This window comes from Rothia sp. 27098_8_29, from assembly GCF_041432785.1.
GTDB lineage: Bacteria > Actinomycetota > Actinomycetes > Actinomycetales > Micrococcaceae > Rothia > Rothia mucilaginosa.
In genome coordinates this window covers 20,564-41,615 of the sequence record NZ_JAPWAI010000002.1, presented here as the reverse complement: position 1 = coordinate 41,615, position 21,052 = coordinate 20,564, and the positions used below count along the sequence as shown (strand labels likewise).

General features: G+C 62.1%; 14 protein-coding genes and 1 tRNA gene. 4 read left to right on the top strand and 11 right to left on the bottom strand.

Features of this window, described 5'->3' with window-relative positions:
- The first annotated feature begins 17 nt into the window (after positions 1-17).
- A complete protein-coding gene (locus O3649_RS05225; protein ID WP_371573107.1) occupies positions 18-1,133 on the top strand; it encodes a phosphoglycerol transferase in 1,116 nt (371 codons plus the stop codon).
- A 229-nt stretch (positions 1,134-1,362) separates the two neighbouring features.
- Positions 1,363-2,070 (top strand): hypothetical protein, encoded by a 708-nt coding sequence (locus O3649_RS05220; protein WP_070615623.1) that lies wholly within the window; start codon positions 1,363-1,365, stop codon positions 2,068-2,070.
- A 120-nt stretch (positions 2,071-2,190) separates the two neighbouring features.
- On the opposite strand, the gene O3649_RS05215 is transcribed toward O3649_RS05220, so the two are convergent.
- From O3649_RS05215 to O3649_RS05195, 5 genes are all read right to left on the bottom strand, one after another.
- Entirely contained in the window at positions 2,191-2,700 is a 510-nt protein-coding gene (locus O3649_RS05215) for an SRPBCC domain-containing protein (protein WP_005507177.1), read from the bottom strand.
- A gap of 32 nt (positions 2,701-2,732) precedes the next feature.
- Positions 2,733-4,043 (bottom strand): tRNA guanosine(34) transglycosylase Tgt, encoded by a 1,311-nt coding sequence (tgt, locus tag O3649_RS05210; protein WP_044150805.1) that lies wholly within the window; start codon positions 4,041-4,043, stop codon positions 2,733-2,735.
- A 124-nt stretch (positions 4,044-4,167) separates the two neighbouring features.
- The gene (locus O3649_RS05205) at positions 4,168-5,106 is read right to left on the bottom strand and encodes a Dyp-type peroxidase (RefSeq protein ID WP_371573104.1); all 939 of its coding nucleotides are present in this window, start codon (positions 5,104-5,106) and stop codon (positions 4,168-4,170) included.
- A 169-nt stretch (positions 5,107-5,275) separates the two neighbouring features.
- The gene (locus O3649_RS05200; protein ID WP_371573102.1) at positions 5,276-6,538 is read right to left on the bottom strand and encodes a glycoside hydrolase family 76 protein; all 1,263 of its coding nucleotides are present in this window, start codon (positions 6,536-6,538) and stop codon (positions 5,276-5,278) included.
- 163 nt (positions 6,539-6,701) lie between these two features.
- The gene (locus O3649_RS05195; protein ID WP_371573100.1) at positions 6,702-7,853 is read right to left on the bottom strand and encodes a pseudouridine synthase; all 1,152 of its coding nucleotides are present in this window, start codon (positions 7,851-7,853) and stop codon (positions 6,702-6,704) included.
- A 570-nt stretch (positions 7,854-8,423) separates the two neighbouring features.
- Here O3649_RS05195 and O3649_RS05190 point away from each other — a divergent pair.
- Positions 8,424-9,008 carry a TetR/AcrR family transcriptional regulator gene (locus O3649_RS05190; RefSeq protein ID WP_005507171.1) on the top strand — a complete coding sequence of 195 codons (585 nt, stop codon included), beginning with the start codon at positions 8,424-8,426 and terminating at the stop codon, positions 9,006-9,008.
- A gap of 276 nt (positions 9,009-9,284) precedes the next feature.
- Here O3649_RS05190 and O3649_RS05185 read toward each other — a convergent pair whose 3' ends face one another.
- On the bottom strand, positions 9,285-14,870 hold the full coding sequence (locus O3649_RS05185) for a DEAD/DEAH box helicase (protein WP_371573098.1): 5,586 nt from the start codon (positions 14,868-14,870) through the stop codon (positions 9,285-9,287).
- 147 nt (positions 14,871-15,017) lie between these two features.
- On the opposite strand from O3649_RS05185, the gene O3649_RS05180 reads away from it, so the two are divergent.
- The gene (locus O3649_RS05180) at positions 15,018-15,605 is read left to right on the top strand and encodes a malonic semialdehyde reductase (protein ID WP_371573096.1); all 588 of its coding nucleotides are present in this window, start codon (positions 15,018-15,020) and stop codon (positions 15,603-15,605) included.
- A 142-nt stretch (positions 15,606-15,747) separates the two neighbouring features.
- Here O3649_RS05180 and O3649_RS05175 read toward each other — a convergent pair whose 3' ends face one another.
- The 5 genes from O3649_RS05175 to O3649_RS05155 all read right to left on the bottom strand — a co-directional run bounded on the left by O3649_RS05175 (position 15,748) and on the right by O3649_RS05155 (position 20,609).
- Positions 15,748-16,701: a DUF4232 domain-containing protein gene (locus O3649_RS05175; RefSeq protein ID WP_371573094.1), complete on the bottom strand. Its 954-nt coding sequence runs from the start codon at positions 16,699-16,701 to the stop codon at positions 15,748-15,750.
- A 2-nt stretch (positions 16,702-16,703) separates the two neighbouring features.
- Positions 16,704-17,024 (bottom strand): 2Fe-2S iron-sulfur cluster-binding protein, encoded by a 321-nt coding sequence (locus O3649_RS05170; RefSeq protein WP_005509285.1) that lies wholly within the window; start codon positions 17,022-17,024, stop codon positions 16,704-16,706.
- A 279-nt stretch (positions 17,025-17,303) separates the two neighbouring features.
- Positions 17,304-18,557: a cell wall biosynthesis glycosyltransferase gene (locus O3649_RS05165; protein ID WP_371573092.1), complete on the bottom strand. Its 1,254-nt coding sequence runs from the start codon at positions 18,555-18,557 to the stop codon at positions 17,304-17,306.
- Positions 18,557-20,191, bottom strand: a complete 1,635-nt coding sequence (locus tag O3649_RS05160; RefSeq protein WP_371573090.1) for a DNA repair protein — start codon at positions 20,189-20,191, stop codon at positions 18,557-18,559. The genes O3649_RS05165 and O3649_RS05160 overlap by 1 nt, the downstream gene beginning before the upstream one ends.
- Before the next feature lie 342 nt (positions 20,192-20,533).
- Positions 20,534-20,609: transfer RNA gene (locus O3649_RS05155), tRNA-Arg, on the bottom strand.
- Positions 20,610-21,052: the final 443 nt, after the last annotated feature.

Genomic DNA, 21,052 nt, shown 5'->3' with positions numbered 1-21,052 from the left:
TCCCGGGAGAGATAACGATGTCGTTCCACCACACTCAGGCAGACCCCACCGGTTGGGGTCGCCGCACGATGCGCGCCACCGGATGCGCCGCCGCCCTGCTCCTCGCTCTGACCGGCTGCTTCGGCGGTTCTCAGAGCGAAAACTCCTCGTCGACCCCCAGCCCCTCCAGCACGGCTAACCACTCGAAGTACCCGCTTCCTTCCTCCACCGCGTCCCCGACGCCGACGAAGAAGACCGAGCCGACCGTCACCGAGACTCAGGCACCCGCCCCCAGCGAGAGCGCCGAGGCGAAGGCGTCCGAATCCTCCGCACCCGCTGATGCAAATGCAACCCCCGTCGCGGCAGCAACCCCCACCGGTGACACTCCCCGCGCGCCCGAAAAGGTGGAGGCTGAGCGCGCCTCCGCCGGCGAGCGCTGTGGACACATCGGACGCAAGGGCTACCTGAAGACCGGCGCGGAAATCATGGTGCTGCGCGGTACCGTGGACTGCGCCCACGCCCTGGACGTGCTGACCGAATACGTCACCACTCCGCGTGCCGACGACAACCTGACCCAGCACCAGGTGGCGAAGGTTCAGGATGCCACCTGCTACTGGAACCCGCAGTACGAGATGGCTGAGAACCGTCGCGAGGATCGCGGCGCCCCCGAATGCACCATTGGCGAGGATGTCGCTTTCGTGGCGCGCCTGCAGAATCCGGATGCACCCCAGATTCCGTTCCTCATGGAGCCCTCCTACTATGATTCTGGCGCTGGCTATTACCGTTTCAAGAGCGATGACGAGCGCACCCTCTGCGAGCTGAATCCCGCGGACGGAACCCTGGTGTGCGAGCGCCGCACTGGTGAGCAGACCGGTAACGGCGCGGTCGGTCGTACTTTTGCCGGCCCGGTGGAGGTGACTCGCATGAACTTCCTGACCGGCGCCAGCGAGGTGAATACCGTGAATGAGTCCTCGGCTCTGCATGCGGAAACCACCACCGCAAACACGAAGATGATGCACGCCTTGGATGTGGTGACTGTGCCCGCTGCTGAGGGTAAGCAGCTGACCTGCTTCGGTGAGAGTGAGACTGGCTCGATGACCTGCCATGACGGAAACGGCCACACTATTACGGTGGGCGGCAGGCACGAAGGCTAAACACCCGCGCTAGAGGCAATGAGTTGTCAGTGAGCTGTCAATGAGTTGTGAAGAGTTAAGGAGGGGCTTCCCGCAATGCCGGGGAGCCCCTCTTATTGCGCTGTGCCTCTACCCGCTGTGTCCTAGCGGGGGCACCCTGTGGGTTCCTAAGATGCCGTATAGCTAGCTCACAGGTAGCGTCTTTAGAATACTGGTTAGGAACCCGAACCGATGACGCAGAAAGGTCACCATGCATCCGGCACAGAAGCACTCTACCCAGGCTCGTTCTACTACGCTCCGCACCGCTAAGCGCTACAGCCCCGTAGCACTCGGTGCCACGCTGCTGCTGGCGCTGTCGGCATGCTCCGGAGGCGCTACCACCGCCTCTCCGAACGCTACCGTAGTCCCTAGCCCCAGCGCTACGAGCGCGAAGGCAACCGCCAGCCCCACCCGCACCGCAACGGTCACTGAAAGCACCCCGACTGCCGGTACCGTGCACACCCCCACCGCGGCGGCTACCGTGAGCCCCGGAACCATCACCACCGCAAGCCCCACGGCGACCGCACAGGCGAGCGCGGCGTCGAGCCCTTCCGCATCGGCTAAGGCGAATACTTCGGCGAGTGCAGTGGCGAAGGCGTCGAGTACCGCAAGCCTGTCCAGCTCGGATGTTCAGTCTGCGGGCGGTAGCTGCGGCAGCATGGACGCTACCGGCTACCTGAAGCACAATGCTACGGTTCAGGTGGCCTCGGGTGCGGTGGATTGCCTGTTTGCGCGTGAGTTGATCCGCCAGTTTGTGGTGCAGAACCCCGCCGAGGTGACCGATAAGGCGAATGGTGAGCGTACCGTCATGTCGGCGCGCTGCTACTGGAAGCCGGGCGACGGTGCGGATCGTGCGACCCCTGAGTGCGTATCCCTGGATGGTGGCAGCACCGTCATTACCGTGAAGCTGACCAACTAGCCTGCGGCTCAACCTCGGCAAAGTTTTAGGCAGTAAACACAAGCGCCGCGTTGACGAATGATTCGTCAACGCGGCGCTTTCGTGTCTCGAAGCTATCTCAGGCAGCTGGCGCGGCGGGTTTTAGAGCTCTCCGCGTGCGCGGGCGGCGAGCACGTCATCCAGGCGGGCGAAGGTCGAACGCCAGGTGGTGCGCACCTCCTCGTGGACCGAGGCGGGCATGGGACCAATCTCAATGACGATGCGGGTACCGGAACCCACGCCGTCGGCGGTAATCACGGTTTCGGGGAAGAAACGGTGACGCTGGTACACCAGCACGCTACCGGGGTTGCCCAGGTGGTCGGGCAGCTGCTCGGCGTATTCGAGCTCCTTGAACGGTTCAATGCTCAAAAAGCGGCTCTGCAGAATACAGGACACCGAGGGGTCAACCTCGTTGATCATGGACAGGCGCTGCATGCCGCCGACGACGGGCTCCACGACAACGTCGGTGGGGCGCACGTGCCAGCCGGCGGGGCCGTACCAGCGGACCAGCAGTTCGGGGTCCAGGTAGGCGCCGAAGACGTCCTCGACCGGGGCTGCGATCTCGTGGTCGAAGACGAGAAGCTCCTCATCGGGAACATGAGTGATGCTCATAGGGTTCTCCTTAAATAGGTTGAAGAGCGGGTTTAGGGCTTCTTGCCGGAGTAGTAGTTGCCGAGGAACTCGTCACGGTACTCGAAGTAGGTGCCGTCCTTGATGGCTTCGCGGGCGTCGTCCACCATGCGCACGATGAAACGCTCATTGTGGATGGAGGCGAGGGTCGCCGCCAGACGCTCGTCCGCCTTGAAGAGGTGACGCAGGTAGGCGCGGGTGTAGTGGGTGCAGGTGTAGCAATCGCAGCCCTCGTAGATGGGCGAGAAGTCCGCCTTGAAGCGCGCGTTGGTGATGTTGTAGCGGCCGGTGGGGGAGTAGACGGCGGCGTTGCGTGCCACGCGGGTGGGGGAGACGCAGTCGAAGGTGTCTACACCGTTCTCGATGCCGACGAAGATGTCGTCGGGTTCGGAGATGCCGAGCAGGTGGCGGGGCTTGGATTCGGGCAGCTCTTCGGCGCACCAGCGCACGATGGTACCGAGGTTTTCCTTCTCGAGTGCACCACCGATGCCGAAGCCGTCGAAGGGCATGGAGCCGAGATCCTGGCATGCCTTGCGGCGCAGGTCTTCGTACTGGGCGCCCTGAATCACGCCGAACAGTGCCTGGTAGGGCTTGCCCACGCGCTCTGCGGTGAGACGCTGGTGCTCAGCGATGCAGCGCAGCGCCCACAGACGGGTGCGTTCGAGCGCCTCCTCCTGGTAGCCGCGGGAGTTGTAGAGGGTGGTCAGCTCGTCGAAGGCGAACATGACGTCGGCACCAATCTGGTGCTGAACCTGCATGGACACCTCGGGAGTGAAGCGGTGAATCGAGCCGTCAATATGCGACTTGAAGTTCACGCCGTCGTCGTCAATGTGGGCGAGGCGTTCCTTGCCCTTCGCCACGTCGTCGTCGCCGAGGGGGCGGCCGTCGGCGCCCTTAGCGTCCGCGACGGTACCCATATCGATAACCTTCTTGAAGCCGGAGCCCAGGCTCATGACCTGGAATCCGCCGGAGTCGGTGAAGGTGGGTCCGTCCCAGTTCATGAATGCGCCCAGGCCGCCTGCCGCGTCGAGGATTTCGGGGCCGGGCTGCAGGTACAGGTGGTAGGCGTTGGAGAGCAGAGCCTGAGCGCCGAGCTCCTTCATGGATTCGGGCAGGACCGCCTTGACGGTTGCCTTGGTGCCCACGGGGGTGAAGGCGGGGGTCTGGATCTGTCCGTGCGGGGTGGTGATGACACCGGTGCGTCCGCGGAACTGTCCGCCGTTGGCTTCTACACGTTCAGCGCTGGGGGAGGCGGTGTCCGCCAGGCGGCTGGTGATGGTGAAGCCAAAGTCCTCGGTAGGGAAAGAATTATCTAGAACGCTCATTCTTCTCTCGATTGTTTGCTTTCCGTCTGAATGTCTACACCCTAGCCTACCGGAAAACCCCGCCTCTCTTGCCGGAGGCGGGGTTCACGAGAATTTAGCTGAGGGTAGCTGGGTTTAGCTCGCCTTAGCCGGCGAAGTCGCCGAGCATATCCACAGTCGGCACGAAGAAGAGGGTGCCGGTCACCGCAGTGCTGAAATCCAGCAGACGGTCGTAGTTGGCGCCATCCACGCCGGTGAACATGTTCATGAGCATCTTCCGGACGGTCGAGAAGGTGCTGGCGTAGCAGATGAAGTAGGTGCCCAGCTCGTTGTTACCCACGGTGCCGAAGGGCATGTTGTCGCGAATAACCTTGAAATCGTCACCGATATTGGCAATAGCGGAGTGCGAGTTGGCGGGCTTCTCGTCCTCGCTCATCTCGATGTCGTCGTGCTTGGAGCGGCCAATGACCTTCTCCTGCTCGGAGACGGGCAGGGCGTTCCACGCGGTCATGTCGTGGATGTACTTCTGCACGAACTGGTAGCTGCCGCCCCTGTACATGGGGTCGCTGTCACCGATGACGCCAAAGTATTCGCGTGCCGCGGGGGTCTGCGGGTTCTCGGTGCCGTCCACAAAACCGATGATGGAGCGGCCGTCCCAGTAGCGGAAGCCGTGTACCTCATCCAGTACCTCAGCAATATCGCGCAGTGCCGCGGTAATAGCGGACGCCATATCGTAGGCGACGGACGGCTGAGTCGCGCGGATGTGGAAGTGCAGATCGCCGGGAGTGGACACCGCGGTGTGCTTATGGCCCCTAATCTCCTCGAACTCCACGAGCTCCTGCGGCAGCGGCTTGGGCAGATCCAGGGTCAGCCACGCGCTGTGGCTGATACCCAGCACAATGCTGGCGTTCTCGGGCGAGTAGCGGTTTGCGGCGGTGTGGTTGAGGTTAATGACGAGCCCGCAGAGGTTCTGGAACCCCTCAATGAGCGCATCCTGGCTGATGTCTTCCTTGAACTTCCACACCATGAAAATGGTGTTAGCGTTCGGGCTGGCAGTGACCTGTTGTGATTCTGAAGCAAGCATAAAATTCACCGTACGCCCGTGTGTACGCCCCCGCAATGAATCTAGCCCTAACCTTCTGCACAGGCCCTAACCTTCTGCGCTACTGGGAGAATGCGCCGATGCGAGAACGCACCGCAGGGAGAAGATTAGGGCTGGGGATAAAGAACAGCAGGGTTTTAGAAACTGTGCCTTAGAAGCCGTGGGAGGCGAGGTGACGCGCATGTGCCAGACGCGCCGCCGTCTCAAAAATAGTCCACGCCTGCACCTGAGCGGACAGCTCCACCGGCGCGCCGGGCTTCACAACCTTGCTCATCGGCTCGGTGAACCGCGGGGAGAACTGCACGAGCGCCTTACCGCGAATCTCATTCGGGTCAATGCCGTACTCGTTCATCGGCAGGTTGGGGTCGAACTCGCGGCGACCCTCCCACAAGGCCCGTGCGGTCGAGTACACCAGGGTCGAGGCGAGCGCTCGCGCCTCATCACTGAGCAGCGGCGAGGATGCCGCCATGCCCAGGTAGCGCACGAGAATGCCGGTGAACAGGCCGCCGTCGCCGTCACCGTGAGAGATGAGGATGCGGCGGCGAGCACCGGAGAGGAACTCCACCTCTTCGGTCATGTGCTTGACGATGCCGACGATGAGGCGCTCGGCGCGTTCTGCGGGGTCCACCTCGCAGGGCACACCGGATGCGGCGAGGCTCAGCAGGGCGCCCAGGGCGGTTCCCTGGTTGTAGGTGAATTCGCCGCGCTCGTACTCGTACTTGTCGCCGCGCACGTTCACGCCGTCAATATAGAGCGAACGTTCTGCATCCCAGAGGGTTTCGTTCATCCAATCCATGAGCGCGGCGGCAGTCTTCGGGTCGCCCGCCCGCACATACGCCAGAGCAGTCGGCGCGGTCGCCGCAGCATTCACAAAATCACGCTTGGACTTGCGCCAACTCATGCCACCCACCGGGGAGAAACCCTTCGCCAACTGCTCAAAGAGGGCCGCGCCAGCATCCTGGGCGGCAACATCATTCGCGCCGGTCAGCTCAATGCAGAAGGAGTTCATGCGGCCCACCGCGAGGGTCAGCCACGCCATATCGTCAAAGTAGTCGTTCGCGAAGCGGCCGTAATTACGCACGTTAATGCCGCGCAACAGCGCGCGGGCACGGTGTAGCTCCTCCTGGGCGGCAGTAATATCGCCCTCGCGCAGGTGACGCTGACCGGCATCAATCACACAATCCAGCAGGTGCGCCTGCCACCAGTAGTGCCAAGCGTTCAGGCGCTGGCTCAGCGGTCGCGGGTCGGGCACCTGCACCGAACCGATGAGGGCGCCGGGAACGCCAAGAATACGGTGCACGAAGGTGTCGGTGACGCTGGCGGCTGCGGCAGCGGCATGCGAGGAGGTGCGCTCGGCGTACTCGCTAATCGACTCCAGAGACTGCGCGTTGTGGGAAGACGGCTGGGAATTCATGGACCCTCTGTAGTTGCGGTGAAGTATTACGTCTGAAATTATCCCACTTTTTGCCCTCTGAGCGCCCGGATGCTGTGGGCGGGCTCTCGGGTGTGATTCCTTTTCGAGAGCCCGCCGAGAAGATGCACCGCAGGGAACGGGGTGAACGCCATTCAAAAACCGGTTAGGAGACGGCAGTGAGTGAGCGGCCACTGTACAAATCCACTCGCTCGCCGGTGATGGGATGCTCAAAATGCAGACTGTACGCCAGCAACTGCAGCGGGTACTCCGGGCGGTCTGGCGCGTCGGGTAGCACCTGCGGGTAGAGCACATCGCCCAGAATGGGGGCGCTGAGCATATTCAGGTGCGCCCGCAGCTGGTGCGTCTTGCCGGTGTGAGGCGCCAAATCATAGAGCGCCCATTCTCTATTCGGTTCCGCGCGCCAACCAGCAACCGCCTGCGCGCTCGGAGTGAAAGTCCGCAGAATCTTCGCGGTCGTCAGCGTATTCGGCTCCACACCATGCGCCGCGCACTCTTGCTCAGAAAGCTGCTGAACCTGCAGCTGATCACGAATCTTCTGAAGATGCGAACGCACCTGCAACCCTTGCGCACTCAACGCCTGCTCGGCGGCGGCAGCATCGGCGGGAACCGGCGCCACGGCACGGTAAGTCTTCGACACCTGACGGTGCTGAAACATCATCTGGAAGGGGCGGCGCGCCTCCACGGTCTTAGCAAAAAGCAGCACGCCCGCGGTCGGGCGGTCCAGGCGGTGAATCGGAATCAGTAGCGGGTTCTGCTCGCGCACCCGCAGCTTGGTCAGCGCGGTCTGCGCAATATAGGCGCCGCGCGGGGTGGTCGGCAGAAAATGCGGCTTATCAATCGCCAGCACGTGCTCATCCTCGTAGAGCACCGGCATGTCGGAGGGTAGCTGCGGCTCATCCGCAAGCTCGCGGAAATACCAGATGCGCTCACCCGGCATATAGGGGCTATCGCCGGTCAGAATCGTGCCATCGTCTAGACGCACTTCGCCGGTATTAAAGCGGGCGTGAATAATCTGCGGGTCGTTCGGGTAGAAGCGCGCAATCAGGTAATCCGCAATGGTTGCCGGAGCCGTATTGTTCGGGGTGGTGTTGCTCGGGGTGAGCTCGGCGGGGAGCTCCTCCACGCGCGGCAGGATCAGCTGAATTGGGTCGATACCGTTCTTCTGAGCCAGCGGAGGGGCCAGCAGGCGGCGATGTGTGCGGCGTGCAGGCTTTGCCTGATAGGCGGGCTGTATTCCCTGCTGTGTATCGGGGCGTGCGATAGGCTGCGTGCGTGCGGTGTTCTGTGCGGGCATGGCTCTACTCTACCGCCTGGGCGGGGTAGGTTCGGAGGCAAGCTGGAGGCGTACTGAGTGAGTTGGGCTGAGCTACGTGCGGGTGGAAATATTACCGTGGGCTTGGGTGTGGGGTTGCGGAAGACAGTTTTGTCTGACACTCATGAATGTTTGTGTGAATATGTGGAACAGAAAACGAAAACTTCACAAATTTTTGAAATTATTGGACATTTAATTTAAAAAAACTACATTAATTTTACAAAAAATAGCGTTTAAGTGCGGTATTTTCGAAAATGCTGTCAAATCATAAATCAATAACCCTCAATTTAGCCCCTTTGGTTTTTCTAAGTATAAAAGATGTAAAGCAATTAAAGACATGCTAACCTGGGCACCCTACGTCATAAACGCCTTAATAAAGGCTGAAAGTAGCCTTAAAGCGGTACGATTAAGACACAGAAGTTCGATATTTCGAACGAAGGGGTCGAAATGGGACAGAAACAGCGCAAGGATGCAGAGGTTAAAGGAACACCCCCAAATACAGCGGTGCAATCGGACAATTCCAAAGCACCGGAAAATGCGATAGGAGAGGTTATGGAACATTCACAAAAGAATGCGGAGCCTCGCACCGGTGCCCTGCGTATGGAGCCGCACGAACGCGAAGAGCAAATTCTGAAAATCGCTGCAGAACATTTCGCTCGCCGCGGCGTGCTCGGTGCCTCCATGAGCGCTATCGCCCGCGATGCAGGCATTACCCGCGCCCTGCTCTACCACTACTTCCCCGGCAAGGACTCCCTGGCGGCCGCTGTCACCCGACGCGAAGCCAACGCAGTCCTTGAGGCCCTGGGCGAGCATCACGAAAACCCCGAAGAGGCGTTGCGCAATGCGCTACGCACGTACTTCCTCGTTGTAGCCGGCGTTCCCACCCCCGGTGGGGAGGACTTCCCGAACAACCCTACCGACTACCTCGAATGGATGCTTGAACGCACCGGCATGCCGATTAATGACCGCACTCGCGTCATCCTCGGAGGCTGGTTGCAGCTCGTCGACTACTTCGCCATGCACGTCGTGCAGCTCAACCCCCGCGATCAGCGCACCGTTCGCTCCCGCGGGCTCGGGCTCGAAGAAGCTATCGACCTGTGCCTGGGTGCCGTTGACACCCTCACCGGCGGCTACTAGCCACCTGTCACCCTAAGAGGTAACAGGTCAGCGTAGGACTTCCCGCTCCGATGTTTGGTTATGTGCTCCACGGCAAAGGCGACGTGGACATCCGGGCGGTTATTCCTCCACCACGCCGCTTGCGACGTGGCGGAATCCGGGAACACCACCCGGTTCGTGAGTAGGGAAACATAATGCCCCGCACCCCCTTCCGTGAGGGTGCGGGGCATTATAATGCTCAGGTTGAGGTTGAAGAAAATAGTTTTACTCTGAGGCTAAGCTTGAGGCTCGGTTCGGCTAAATGGAACGGCGTAGTGATAGGCCACGAACCGTCGCGTAGAACCCCTGCGCCTGCAGTGCCGCACGCAGCGCCTCCACCGGATGCTCCATAACCTCGCCGCCGGAGACACTCAAGGTATGCGTGCCCAAAAGCTCCACATCGTTAACCTTCTCCACCGAAATCTTCTCCGCACCACCGGCGGACACCAGGCGCGCCAGGGCGGGGGCCGCCGCCTCCAGAAGTATCGGGTCGGTTGTGAACGCCAGCAGGGTCTTCGCGCCGCGCTCCACGTACAGCACCGGGGCGCCATCCACCAGTACCACGCAGGCGCCCGCCTTGCGTGCCGGACGGTGCTTCACGGTGCCCTCGCCTTCGTGTGCAAAGGAGGGAATCGCGGGCCAGCTCAGCGCCGCACCGTACGGGTTCGCCGGGTCGGTCGCCGCCAGCAGGGTCACCGTGAATGTGCCGTACACTTGCTCGGTATCAGTACGCTGCGGGGTGTAGGCGCTCGCACCAAAACCCTGTGTCGCACCAAAACCCTGTGTCGCATCAAAACCCTGCGGACCTGCGGGAATACTGAGGCTATCGGCGGTAGAACGCAGTAGATCCACCGTCGTCGGGGCGGCGAACTGCGCCGCACCCAAACCCTCAATAAAGTAGCCGCGACGCACCAGCGCACGATCCTCAGCCGCCGAATAGATTCGGTACAGCTGCGAGAACCCGCCGGCAGAATCCTCCACCTGCAGGCACCCGCGAGTCAGTACACCGTAGCGGTCCAGCAGCAGGTCGGCGCGTGCGAGTGCCGTAACCGTCGCCTCCACAGGCTCCTGTAGTAGTGTGTCTACGCGCGAGAAGCGGCCGCTATCCTGCGGGGCAACGGTGGGAGCAGCGGCATGGAACCCGCCGCGGAGGGAATGACTGTGGAGGGAACGCAGACCGCGCCCGGCGGCAGGCACAGAGTAGCCGCTGGAACTGTAGCTATCAGCGCCGTAACCGCCCGTCAAGCCGTTACCCATGGAGGCGCGCGCCGCCGCAATACGCCCCGCACCACGGCGGCCCACCCGCGTCAGACGCGCAGGAGCCGCCGGAGTCGGATGCGCACTGCGGACACCCGCCAGCATCGCCCGAACCGGCGCGAAACTATCGTTCGTCACCGCACCAGCCCACACCAGACGCCACAGAGCCGCCGAAATCTCCGCCGTATCCGGGAAAGTCACCATCTGACCGGCAGGTGCCGCGGCGCTCATCAGCTGCGCCACCCGCTCACGTAGCGCCGGCACGAACAGGCCGCCGTGAGCCAGCGCCTCATAGATGGCGTGCTCGAGCGTGCCCGGAGCCTGCAGTGCCTCCCAGAGCTCAGGGTTCTCCGCGCGCAACAGCTGCTCCGGGTAGTCCTCACCCAGGGTCAGCGAGGAACTCTCGCTCAAGTGCAGGCGAATCCAGCCGTCAGACTTCTGCGCGCTACCGCCGCCGAGCTGCCCGGCGCCGGTGAAGAACACCCTGCCGCTTGCCATAAGCTCGTCCAGCATGTGCGGCTGGTAGCCGGGCACGCGTGCCGGAAGAATCAGCGTCTCCAGCGCGGAAGCCGGTACGCGCACACCCGCCAGCTGGTCGATGGCGGTGAGCAGATCCTCCGTGGCGGAGGCGGAATCTTGTCCCGTATGTTCTGCGCCGTGCTCTGCTATCGGGGTGAGTGCCATCGGGTTGGGTGCTGCCGAGCCGAGGGGTGCCACCCTCTCGCCCACCACCGTGGCGGCGCGGCGGGAGGGCATGAACGCACCGTAGGCGCTCGCCTCCGGCAGGGTCTGCGCAACCCGCACGGATAAAGAACGAACGTTCTGCCACGAGGGTAGAAATACACCATAGACCTGCGCCGATACCGGCTCAATCTCCTCACGTAACGCCGCCAGAGAACGGGCACGAATCGTGCGCAAAACCTGCGCATCCACCCACTCAACACCGGCAGACCCGGGAGTGCGCAGTACCTCGGGCAGGAACTCGCCGGAGCTCAGACGGCGCTGCTGCTGAAGACGCTGCAACACCGGAGTCAGCACGCCCACGCCCACCGGGGTCAGGCGCGAAAAATGCCCCGCCGCCTGCTGCGCCGTAAAGGGAATATGGGTGCGCGCATAGCGAGAGACCAGATCCTCCAAAGGCTCCTCGACCGGCTCCAAAAGGGAAGTAGGAAGCGCCGCGGCGGGCATAATGCCCAGCCCATCGCGCAGACGCGCGGCATCCTCAACCACCGCATAGTACAGCTGCGGCTCGGCGGAACCGTCGGCAGCTCCCATGAACGAGAACGCACGGCGCGAGCGCACCAGCTCCTCCGCCAGGGCATGCGCCTCAGTCGTGCTGGCGTGCGCGCCGTACTCCTCGCCGGACTCTTCGCTGTAGTTTTCAGAGTCCTCGGACTCGCCGAAATCTTGAGAACCGTGCGCCGCAGATTCAGCCCGCGGGTTGTCAGCCCGCAAGCGCAGACTCAACTCCCGCGCGCTCAACGGACCCAGCTGGCGCAAAAGATCCGCCACGCCCTCCACACCGCAGGCGCGGTAACGCTCACCCGTGCGCTGCAGACGCTGCTGAGTCTGCACCAGAACCGCCGGATCCAGCAGGTCGCGCAGACCGCTCGAACCCAGCAACTCAGCCAGCAGAGCCGGGTCCAGCGACAGCGCGGCGGCGCGACGTTCGGCGGCGGGCGCATCGCCGTCGTAGAGGTGCTCGGCAACGTACTCAAAGAGCAGGGTGCGCGCAAAAGGCGAAGGGTCGTTCGTCTCAACCTCCAGCATGGACACCGCCCGAGACTGCAACGAACGGTGCACCTGAACCAGCGCCGGAACATCGTACACATCCTGCAGACACTCGCGCGCCGTCTCCAAAAGCACCGGAAAATCAGGGTACTTACGCGCCACATCCAGCAGCTGCGCCGCACGCTGACGCTGCTGCCACAGCGGGGTGCGCTTACCCGGATCACGGCGCGGCAACAGCAGGGCACGCGCCGCATTCTCACGGAACCGAGATGCAAAAAGCGCAGAATCGCCCACACGTTCGGTGACAATCGCCTCCAGCTCGTCTGGGTCGAAAAGGAACAGATCAGCGCCGGGCGGCACATCCTCCATGGCGGGCAGGCGCAGAATCAAGCCGTCATCACTCGCCATGACGGAGGAGTCCACCCCGTACCGCTCCTCAATGCGGGCGCGTACCGCCAGCGCCCAGGGTGCGTGCACCCCGTAGCCGAGCGGCGAGTGCAGGACCACGCGCCAATCGCCCAGTTCGTCGCGGTGCCGCTCCACAATCATGCGGGTGTCGGAGGGGACCGCCCCGGTGGATTCGCGCTGCTCACGCAGGTAGGCGAGCAGGTTGTCGACCGCCCAGGTGTCCAGTCCGAGCTGTTCGAGTTGCTGGCGGGCGGCGGCGCTATCGGTGGCGTCCAGGCTGGAGAGGGCGCGCGTGAACGCACCCGTCTGCACGCCCAGGGCGTAGGGGCGGCTCATGCGGTCGCCGTGCCAGAAGGGCAGGCGCGCGGGCTGACCGGGTGCGGGGGAGACCCGCACCGAGTCGTGCGTAATTTCTTCAATGCGCCAACTGCTCGCGCCGAGGGTGATGACCTCGCCGGCACGGGATTCGTACACCATTTCCTCATCGAGCTCACCCACACGCTTGGGGCCGCGCTCCTCATCGCCGCTGACCAGGTAGACGGGGAAGAGCCCGCGGTCGGGAATCGTGCCGCCGCTGGTGACGGCGAGGCGCTGCGCACCCGGGCGGCCCTCAATACTGCCGGAGGGGGCTTCCTCGGTGGGGGTGCGGTCCCAGATGATGCGCGGGCGCAGTTCGGCGAATTCGTCGGAGGGGTAGCGTCCGGCGAGCATTTCGAGTACGGAGTCGAAGAGGGCGCGCGGCAGTTCGGCGTAGGGCGCGCTGCGGCGTAGCGCCTCGTACCAGGAGTCCACGCTGATGGGGCCCAACGCACAGGCGGCGACGGTCTGCTGCGCGAGTACGTCCAGGGGGTTGGTGGGGATGGCAAGCGGCTCGAGGGTTCCACTGCGCATTCCGGCGAGGGTGACGGTTGCACCGAGCAGGTCGCCGCGGTGCTTGGGGTAGAAGAATCCGCGCGAAATTTCGCCCACGCGGTGTCCGGCGCGGCCCACGCGCTGCAGTGCGGAGGCAACCGATGGAGGCGCCGCCACCTGAACCACGAGGTCCACGTGGCCCATGTCGATGCCCAGCTCCAGGGAGCTGGTGGCGACCACGCAGCGTAGGGTTCCGCCCTTGAGCGCTTCCTCGATGAGGGTGCGCTGTTCCTTGGATACGGAGCCGTGGTGCGCGCGGGCGAGCGGTGGCACCTCGGCGATGTCGCAGATGCCTGCCGCGTAGTCTTCGGGGCTGATGCCCTGCTTTGCGAGCACGCGGTGTAGGTGAATATCGTTGAGTGCCGCGGTGAGCTTTTCCGCTAGTCCACGCGAGTTAACGAAAACAATCGTAGAACGGTTGTTCTCAATATGGTCGACGATGCGCTCCTGCACACGCGGCCAGATGGAGGTCTCGGGGCGCTCGCTATCGGGGGCGTCTCGCAGCGCCTTTTCGTGCAGTGCCCCTTCTAGCAATGCCTCTTCTGGGATGGTGAGCGTATTTTTGGGCGCGGCGGTATCGCCCTGTCGCTCCGGGTTTGCCTGCCCGGTTTCTTGCGCGGCTTCCTGTCCGGGGAACACGCCAATGGCATCTTCGAGCGTGTAGGGAGCGCTCGCCGGGGTGCTTGCTGCACTAGAGATAGGTTGCGCCGCACTTACCGGCGAGCTCGTAGAAGCTGAGCCTCCGCCTCCCTGCATCTCTGAGGGCGCGTAGAGTCCTTGCCCGTAGTCGTTGGCGCCTCCGAGTGCCGCCATATCGGGTACGGGCACGCTCAGGCGCAGGTCCCATTCTTTGGCGACCGGATGGCTCATAATGGTCACCGGCTGAATGCCGCCGAGGAAGCGGGCGACCGCCTCCGGATTTTCGACGGTTGCGGAGAGCCCAATGCGCTGTGCGGGCTTTTCGAGGAGTGCGTCGAGGCGTTCGAGGGAGACCGCCAGGTGTGCGCCGCGTTTGGTGGCGGCGAGGTTGTGAATCTCGTCCACGATCACCGTGGTGACGCCCGCAAGGGTGTTGCGGGCGGCGCTGGTGAGCATGAGGTAGAGGGATTCGGGGGTGGTAATGAGAATGTCGGGCGGGTTGCTGATGAGTTGGCGGCGTTCGCGTGCGGGGGTGTCGCCGCTGCGCACACCCACGCTGATGTTCGGTTCGCCCGTGTTGTTTCCGCTTAGGCGTGTGATTCCAGTCAGTGGTGCGCGTAGGTTGCGTTCGACGTCGGCGCCGAGTGCTTTGAGAGGTGAGATGTAGAGGATGCGCGTGCCGCCTGCGGTTCCGGCTTCGTGTTCGCGGTGTAGGGCGTCGAGTGCCCAGAGGAAGGCGGCGAGGGTTTTGCCAGAGCCGGTGGGGGCGATGATGAGGGTGTTGTTGCCGTTGCGGATGCTCTCCCAGGCGCCTTCTTGGGCGGCGGTGGGTGCGCTGAAGGTAGCGCGGAACCAGTCGCGTACGGGGGCGGAGAAGTGGGAGAGTGCGTCGGTCATGTATCTATTATGGCGGGGTTTATGGTGTGCGCCTCTTGAATTGTTGGGGGTTGGGGGAGGAAGATGTGCTTGACAGTGTCTCTGCAGAGTATGTAATGTTTTACCTGTAAAGTAATCGACTGAGAAACAACCCAAAGGAGCCTCACCATGACCCGCCTGAACGAAGAACAGCTCATCAGCCTCTTCCACGAGCCGCGCACCGTCTCCTCCTTCACTGAGGAACCCGTCACCGACGAGCAGCTGCGCCGCATCCAGGAACTGACCTTCTATGGCCCCACCGCCTTCAACAACCAGCCCCTGCGCATCACCTGGGTCAAGAGCCCCGAGGCACGCGAGCGCCTCGTCGCACACCTGGTAGACGGCAACAAGGCTAAGACCCAGGCGGCACCGGTGACCGCAATCCTCTCCGCAGACGCGAACTGGGTAGAGCACGCTGACACCTTCAACCCCAACGCTGCCGGCTTCATCAAGGGCTTCTACACCACCGAGGAGCTCGCCACCCCCGCCGCTGAGCTGAGCGCTCACCTGCAGGCAGGCTACTTCATCACCGCAATCCGCGCCCTCGGCCTGGACGCTGGCCCCATGACCGGCGCAGACTTCGCCGGCATCAAGAAGGAATTCTTCGCGGACAACGCAGAGATCCCCTTCCTGATCGTCAACATCGGCCACGGTGAGGCTCCCGCATACCCGCGCGGTGCACGCTTCAGCCACGATGAGGTTGCTCGCTCCCTCTAAGAGCGCGCAGCTATGGTATGACTAAAGCTAAACCCTAGATTTAGACTTATAGACAGCTCAAGGGCGGTTCCCCATCACGGGGAACCGCCCTTGAACTATATGTGCGTTATACGCGCCGGTTTCTTAACCCTGAAACGCCGCGTTAGCGGGCACCAAACTGACCCACCGACAGCTGCGGAACAGACGAGGAACACGCGGTCGTATCCAGCGGAACAATCACGCCACCGGAACCGGAGGGAAGACCCACCAGGAAGCCCTGAACCGGGCGGCTACCACATGCGTCACCGAAGCGTGCCGGGTACACCGAACGCAGTACCGCGGTGGTGCTATCGCCGGGGTTGAGGGTCACGCCCGCAGAGTTCATGTACTCATCAGAGGTGGAAGCCTCACGACCGACCCAGGTGCCCGAAGGACCCGCATGCACCACGCGCGGGTAGCCGCGCAGGGTGCAGGAAGAATCCGAAGAATTCTGGAAGTACAGGGTGTAGTTTCGGGCGCCGGGGGAACCATCTCCAATGGACACCGAAATGTTCAGGTCGTCCAGATCGCACTGGCCGGGGCCTTCAGCAGTGTTGTTGGAGGAGTTCGAAGAACGAGCCGAGGAATTCGACGAGTTTGACGAATTCGATGAGCTCGACGAACGTGAAGACTCCGAAGAATGGGAGGATCCGTTCGACGAATGAGAATCCGACTGTGAAGACGAGTTTGAGCTCTTCTGGGAATCCTGCTGAGAATCTGCAGAGTCGTCTGACTTGTTCTGCTCGGAACCCTCGTGGGAGGACCCAGAAGAGTGAGAGTCCGAGTTCTGCTTCGACTCGTGAGTCTCAGTATGGGAAGAAGACTCGGAGTGCTCAGAGGAAGAGCCGTGGTTCTCCGCATCGGGAGAGTTCACCACGGTAATAGAGCCCGGGGTCACCGAAGAGGTAGCCCCGTCGGAGGCTACTCGAATCGTGCCGGGCTTGACCGAAGCCGAAGCACTCGGCTGCGCCGAGGTGCCTTCAGCTTCCTGACCGGCCTGGGACGCGCCGCATCCGCTGAGCGCTAGCACGCCGCAGAGGAGGGTGGTTGATGCGAGTACCTGAGCCGATTTAAACATGATTACATCGCCGCCTGCATTTGGATTTCTGCTCCGTCCATACCGGGGGCGTACTCGACCTGGCAGCACAGGCGGGAGTACTCGTTGGCGACGTCATCGACCATGTCGAGCAGGTCCTGCTCAGCTTCGGTGCGCTCACCGGAAGCTTCGAAGTGCTCGGGGTCGATGAAGCCGTGGCAGGTAGCGCAGGATGCGTTACCACCGCAGGTTGCGAGGACCGGCACACCGTTAGCCTGGAGGGTTTCCAGGAGGGTGTGGTGGTCTTCCCACTGAATGTCGTAGTTTACGCCTGCTTCGTCAGTGACCTTAATCGTTACGCCCATGCGTTCTCCTTCTTCTGTAGTGATGCGTTTCTATTGTAGAGGTAGGGGCTGTTAATCACCGTACTTTGTGGCGCATCCCCAACCCTACCGTCACGCATATCACGGGAACGCATATTAATTTTTATGCTGAATAGCATGTATGTATTGCCCCCAGTCTACCCCGTATTGCCCTGACAATGCGGGATATTGGTGCTAATGAATACTGCCCCCAGATGCAAAGACATGCTGGGGGCAGTATAAAGAACCGGCACGCAGAGGCGCCTCAACGGTGACGAAGACCTACTTTGATTCCTTCTCCACAGTCTTCTCGGCGTCCTGCTTTTCTGCGCTTTGGTTATCGGCATTCTGGATGCTTCGCCCGGGGCCGCGCACAATACCGCGTACGCTATCGCGCGGGTCGGCGTAGCGCAGGTCGATACCGAAGGTATTGCGGATCTGGCGTGCCGAGTTCAGGTGCCAACGCTGCGAATCCGACGGAGTCACCGAGGTGACCGCCTTCTGACCCGGAGCCAGCTTCTCGTGGCGAATATCGTAGTGCTTACCGCCCATGGTGATGGTGAAGCCGTGCTCTTGCAACAGCTGCACGAACGCATCCACATCGTGCGGGATCTTGCGGCCGCGCTGCCTCTTTGTGCCGCTCATCCTCGGCTGCGACTCGAAGGGGTTACGGCTGGGCGCGGCGCCGCGGCTAATACGGATTACCTGCTGGTCGGAGTGCGAGAACTCCACCTGGTAGCCGTTGAGCGAGTACACGGTGCGGCTACTGCCGGGAATTGGGCGGCGGTCCTCAGCCTCATCCAGGATGCGGGCAATGTACTCGCCGGTCAGACCGAGCGCCTTCAGCTGTGCCTGAGCATCGGGGGAGAGCTGGTAGCCTCCCGCCAGAGCCTGCAGCGGGCGTAGCGCGAGCACTTCGGCAGTCAGGGGGTTGAGCACCACCTGGTAGCCTTCCTCTTCATGCGTGTAGAGGGTGACTTCGCGGCCGTAACGGTTCTCCTGCGCGCTCTCTTGAACCACGGTGCTTGCGGGCGATTCGATGATGTCCAGCAGTAGCTCGTAGGTGAGACCGTGGCGCATCATATAGTCCATCACGCCCGGGAGCACGCCGTAGATACGGCGGCGCGGCGGCACCTCGCCGTAGAATTCCTTCTCGATGCGCGCGGCAATACGCTGGTTCTCCAGCGGCACCTCGGTCAGCGGGATGAGGCGCTGGTTGGAGGGGCGAATCTTGGCGCGTGCGGCGGCGGGCTTGGGTGCCTGACGGTATGCGTCCACGAGTGCCTGCTGCTGCTCTACGAATTCCTGGGCAATGAGCGGTAGGAGGGTGAAGTAGAGCTCTGCCGCTTCGGGCTTGAGCGCGCCGTTCTCATCGAGTAGGGACGCGCCGTCCTTGGAGAGCAAATCCCACGGCTTATCGCTTGCACTGTTCTCTTCGGAACCCTGATTGTCCCGGTAGCTATAGGCGGCGAGGGAGGCAAGCTCCTGCAGGCGAACGTACACCTCAAGAGGAACGGTGATCTGCTTAGCGGACATTATTTCTCCTCCTCGGTGGTGTTTTCTGCCTGGGCTGCCTTATCTTCCGCCTGCTTTGCCAGGGTGTTGCTGAGCTCCTCGAGCTGCACCTTGCGCAGGTTCTCCGCGTGCAGAACATGGAAATCCGGGGTCTTCGCCAGGGCAAGAACGGTCCGCTCATCGGGCGAAACCGCAATCTCCAGGCCCTGCGCCGCGTAGATACGCGTCCAGCCTTCAGCCATGCGCACGCTCTCGGGGCTGCTCAGCGCCTGAAGCATCAGATCGAAAACGAACGGCGGGTTCTTCTTCAGGAAGGTGCGGGCGCGCTCGCTGAATTCGAGTTCCAGGGCGTTGAGCGAGGTGTATTCGCCCTGAGCCAGGGATGCCTGTGCCGCCTCGTTGTAGTCGGCGTCGTATTCGTCAATGACGGTAATAATTTCTGCGGAGGCGGTGTTCACATCAACGCGGTAGTCGTCGTGCGTGAAGCGGATGGTCCAGTCGTTGATGCGTTCCGCTTCGCCTTCACGCAGGATGGTGCGTACGAGCTCTTCGCTGATGTTTTCGCGTTCGAGGCGGGCACGCAGGCTCGGACGCAGGCGGTAGGGGCGTTCGCGGTCCTCAGTGGTAATGGCGCGAGGTGCTACGGGTGCCGGCTCTGCTGCCGGAGTGCTCGGGGTGGGTGCGGCAGGCATCGGTGCACCCGGTTCCGGTGCAACGGGTTTCAGCGCAGCGGGCTTCGGCGCGCTCGGCTTGGGAGTTGCGGGTGCGCCCGGTAGGGACTGGCTGAGTACGGGCGACTCTTCAACAGGTGCCTGCTCGCTAGATACTGCCGTATGGGTAGCTTCTGCGGCTTCGGCAGCTTGTTGGCGGGCACGCAGACCCTCCAGGTACTCTTCGATGCGCGGCGGTCGGTAGGTTAGCGTGGACTTGCGGAACATACCGGGGGAGGGAGCACCGGGAGTCGGGGCCGCAGGCTTCGGCACAGCGGGCTTGGGTGCTGCAGGTTTCGGCACAGCGGGCTTGGGCGCTACGGGAGCAACCGTGGTGGGCGTCGGAACCGTCTCTTCTGTAGTCGCCTCTGCGGGTGCCTCCACGGGCGCTTCTTCCGGCACGCTGGGAGCCGATGCGGGAGCCGGGGCGGGAGCCGGGGCGGGTGCCTGTGCCGCGCGGGCGGCAAAGAGCGCGGGGGAAGGCGCGGGCTTCGGGGCTGCAGGCTTGGGCGCAACAGAAGCACTCACTTCCGTGCCCTCAACTACTGCAGGTTTGGCGGGGCTAGTTTCAACATCAGCCGTAGGCTCTACAGTATTTTCAGCTGACTGCTCTTGCAACTCGCCCTGTTCCTCATCAACAGGCTCTTCCTCACCGCGGCGTAGGGCGGCAACGAGTTCCTGACGGGAAGTATAAGGAATGATTTCCTCGGGAGAGTCGATATATCGGGGGAAATTCTCGTAGAGAATCTTCGCCGCGGCCTCAAAGAGCTTCTCCGCGGTGGTGTTGGTGGCGGGTGCGCAGGGGCAGAGGATCTCCTGGCGCTGCGCGTCGTAGAGGGACCAGTGGGCGCATCGTTCGGTGGGCGGGAAGTAGTCGAGTGTTCCCAGGTCGGCTATATCGATGAGCGCACCTATCAGGGACTGCGGAATGGATAGCTGTGCCATAGTGCTCCTTCGCGTTGTATGCTCTCCAGCCTATGTGTGGAGGGTCTTCTTTCCATCCTAGGCGTTTTTTTGGCGGGTGTGCCCCGGAGCACGTCATCTGGGAGCGTAAATCTGTGGATTCACAGGTTGAGGCGCACTTTTGGGCGCGGCGTTAGTCGGTGGAGCGTCCTTGCTCCACCTTTATACAGGTATCACTGCGTGCTGTAGCTTCTATACGTCGTAGTTTCTAGATAACGTCTGCCGTGTGCGTGGTCGCCTGTGCTGGGTCCGGCGCTTTCGGCAGGGCATTTTCTGATTTATGGGGATACAAAAAATCCCCGGTTCCGAAGAACCGGGGATTGTTGGTGCGCCCGAAGGGATTCGAACCCCCAACCTTCTGATCCGTAGTCAGATGCTCTATCCGTTGAGCTACAGGCGCATGTTCCTCGCTTCGGATTTCTTCAACCCGTCGCGGCAACAGGTACTACTATACGGATGTCCTTGGATGTGTGCAAGCCGAAAAACTCGAAATTTACCCAAAATCCCCTCCGCAGGGATCGAAAGCACCCCGTTTTACCGCATGATTCCGGGGTTTTTGTGCTCGCAAAATTTTTTCAAAATATTTTTGTTCCGACCCAAAACTGGCGCTGCAGGTCCCTGAAATCCCCGAAGGATTCCGCCGTGCGCCCTAAAAATCCTTTACAGAAATCCTCTCGTACTCTAAGAATGTGATGCGCAGAACGTAAGAAATGGCGTCATAGAAAGCTCTGCAGACCATTAATGCGTTATTCTGTAAGCATCACGAGGAAGTGGAGACTGTCCAAGCGTGCATATTTACCATTATTTGCACGCTTGTAGTGTTTAACTGCTTCTTTGTTACCG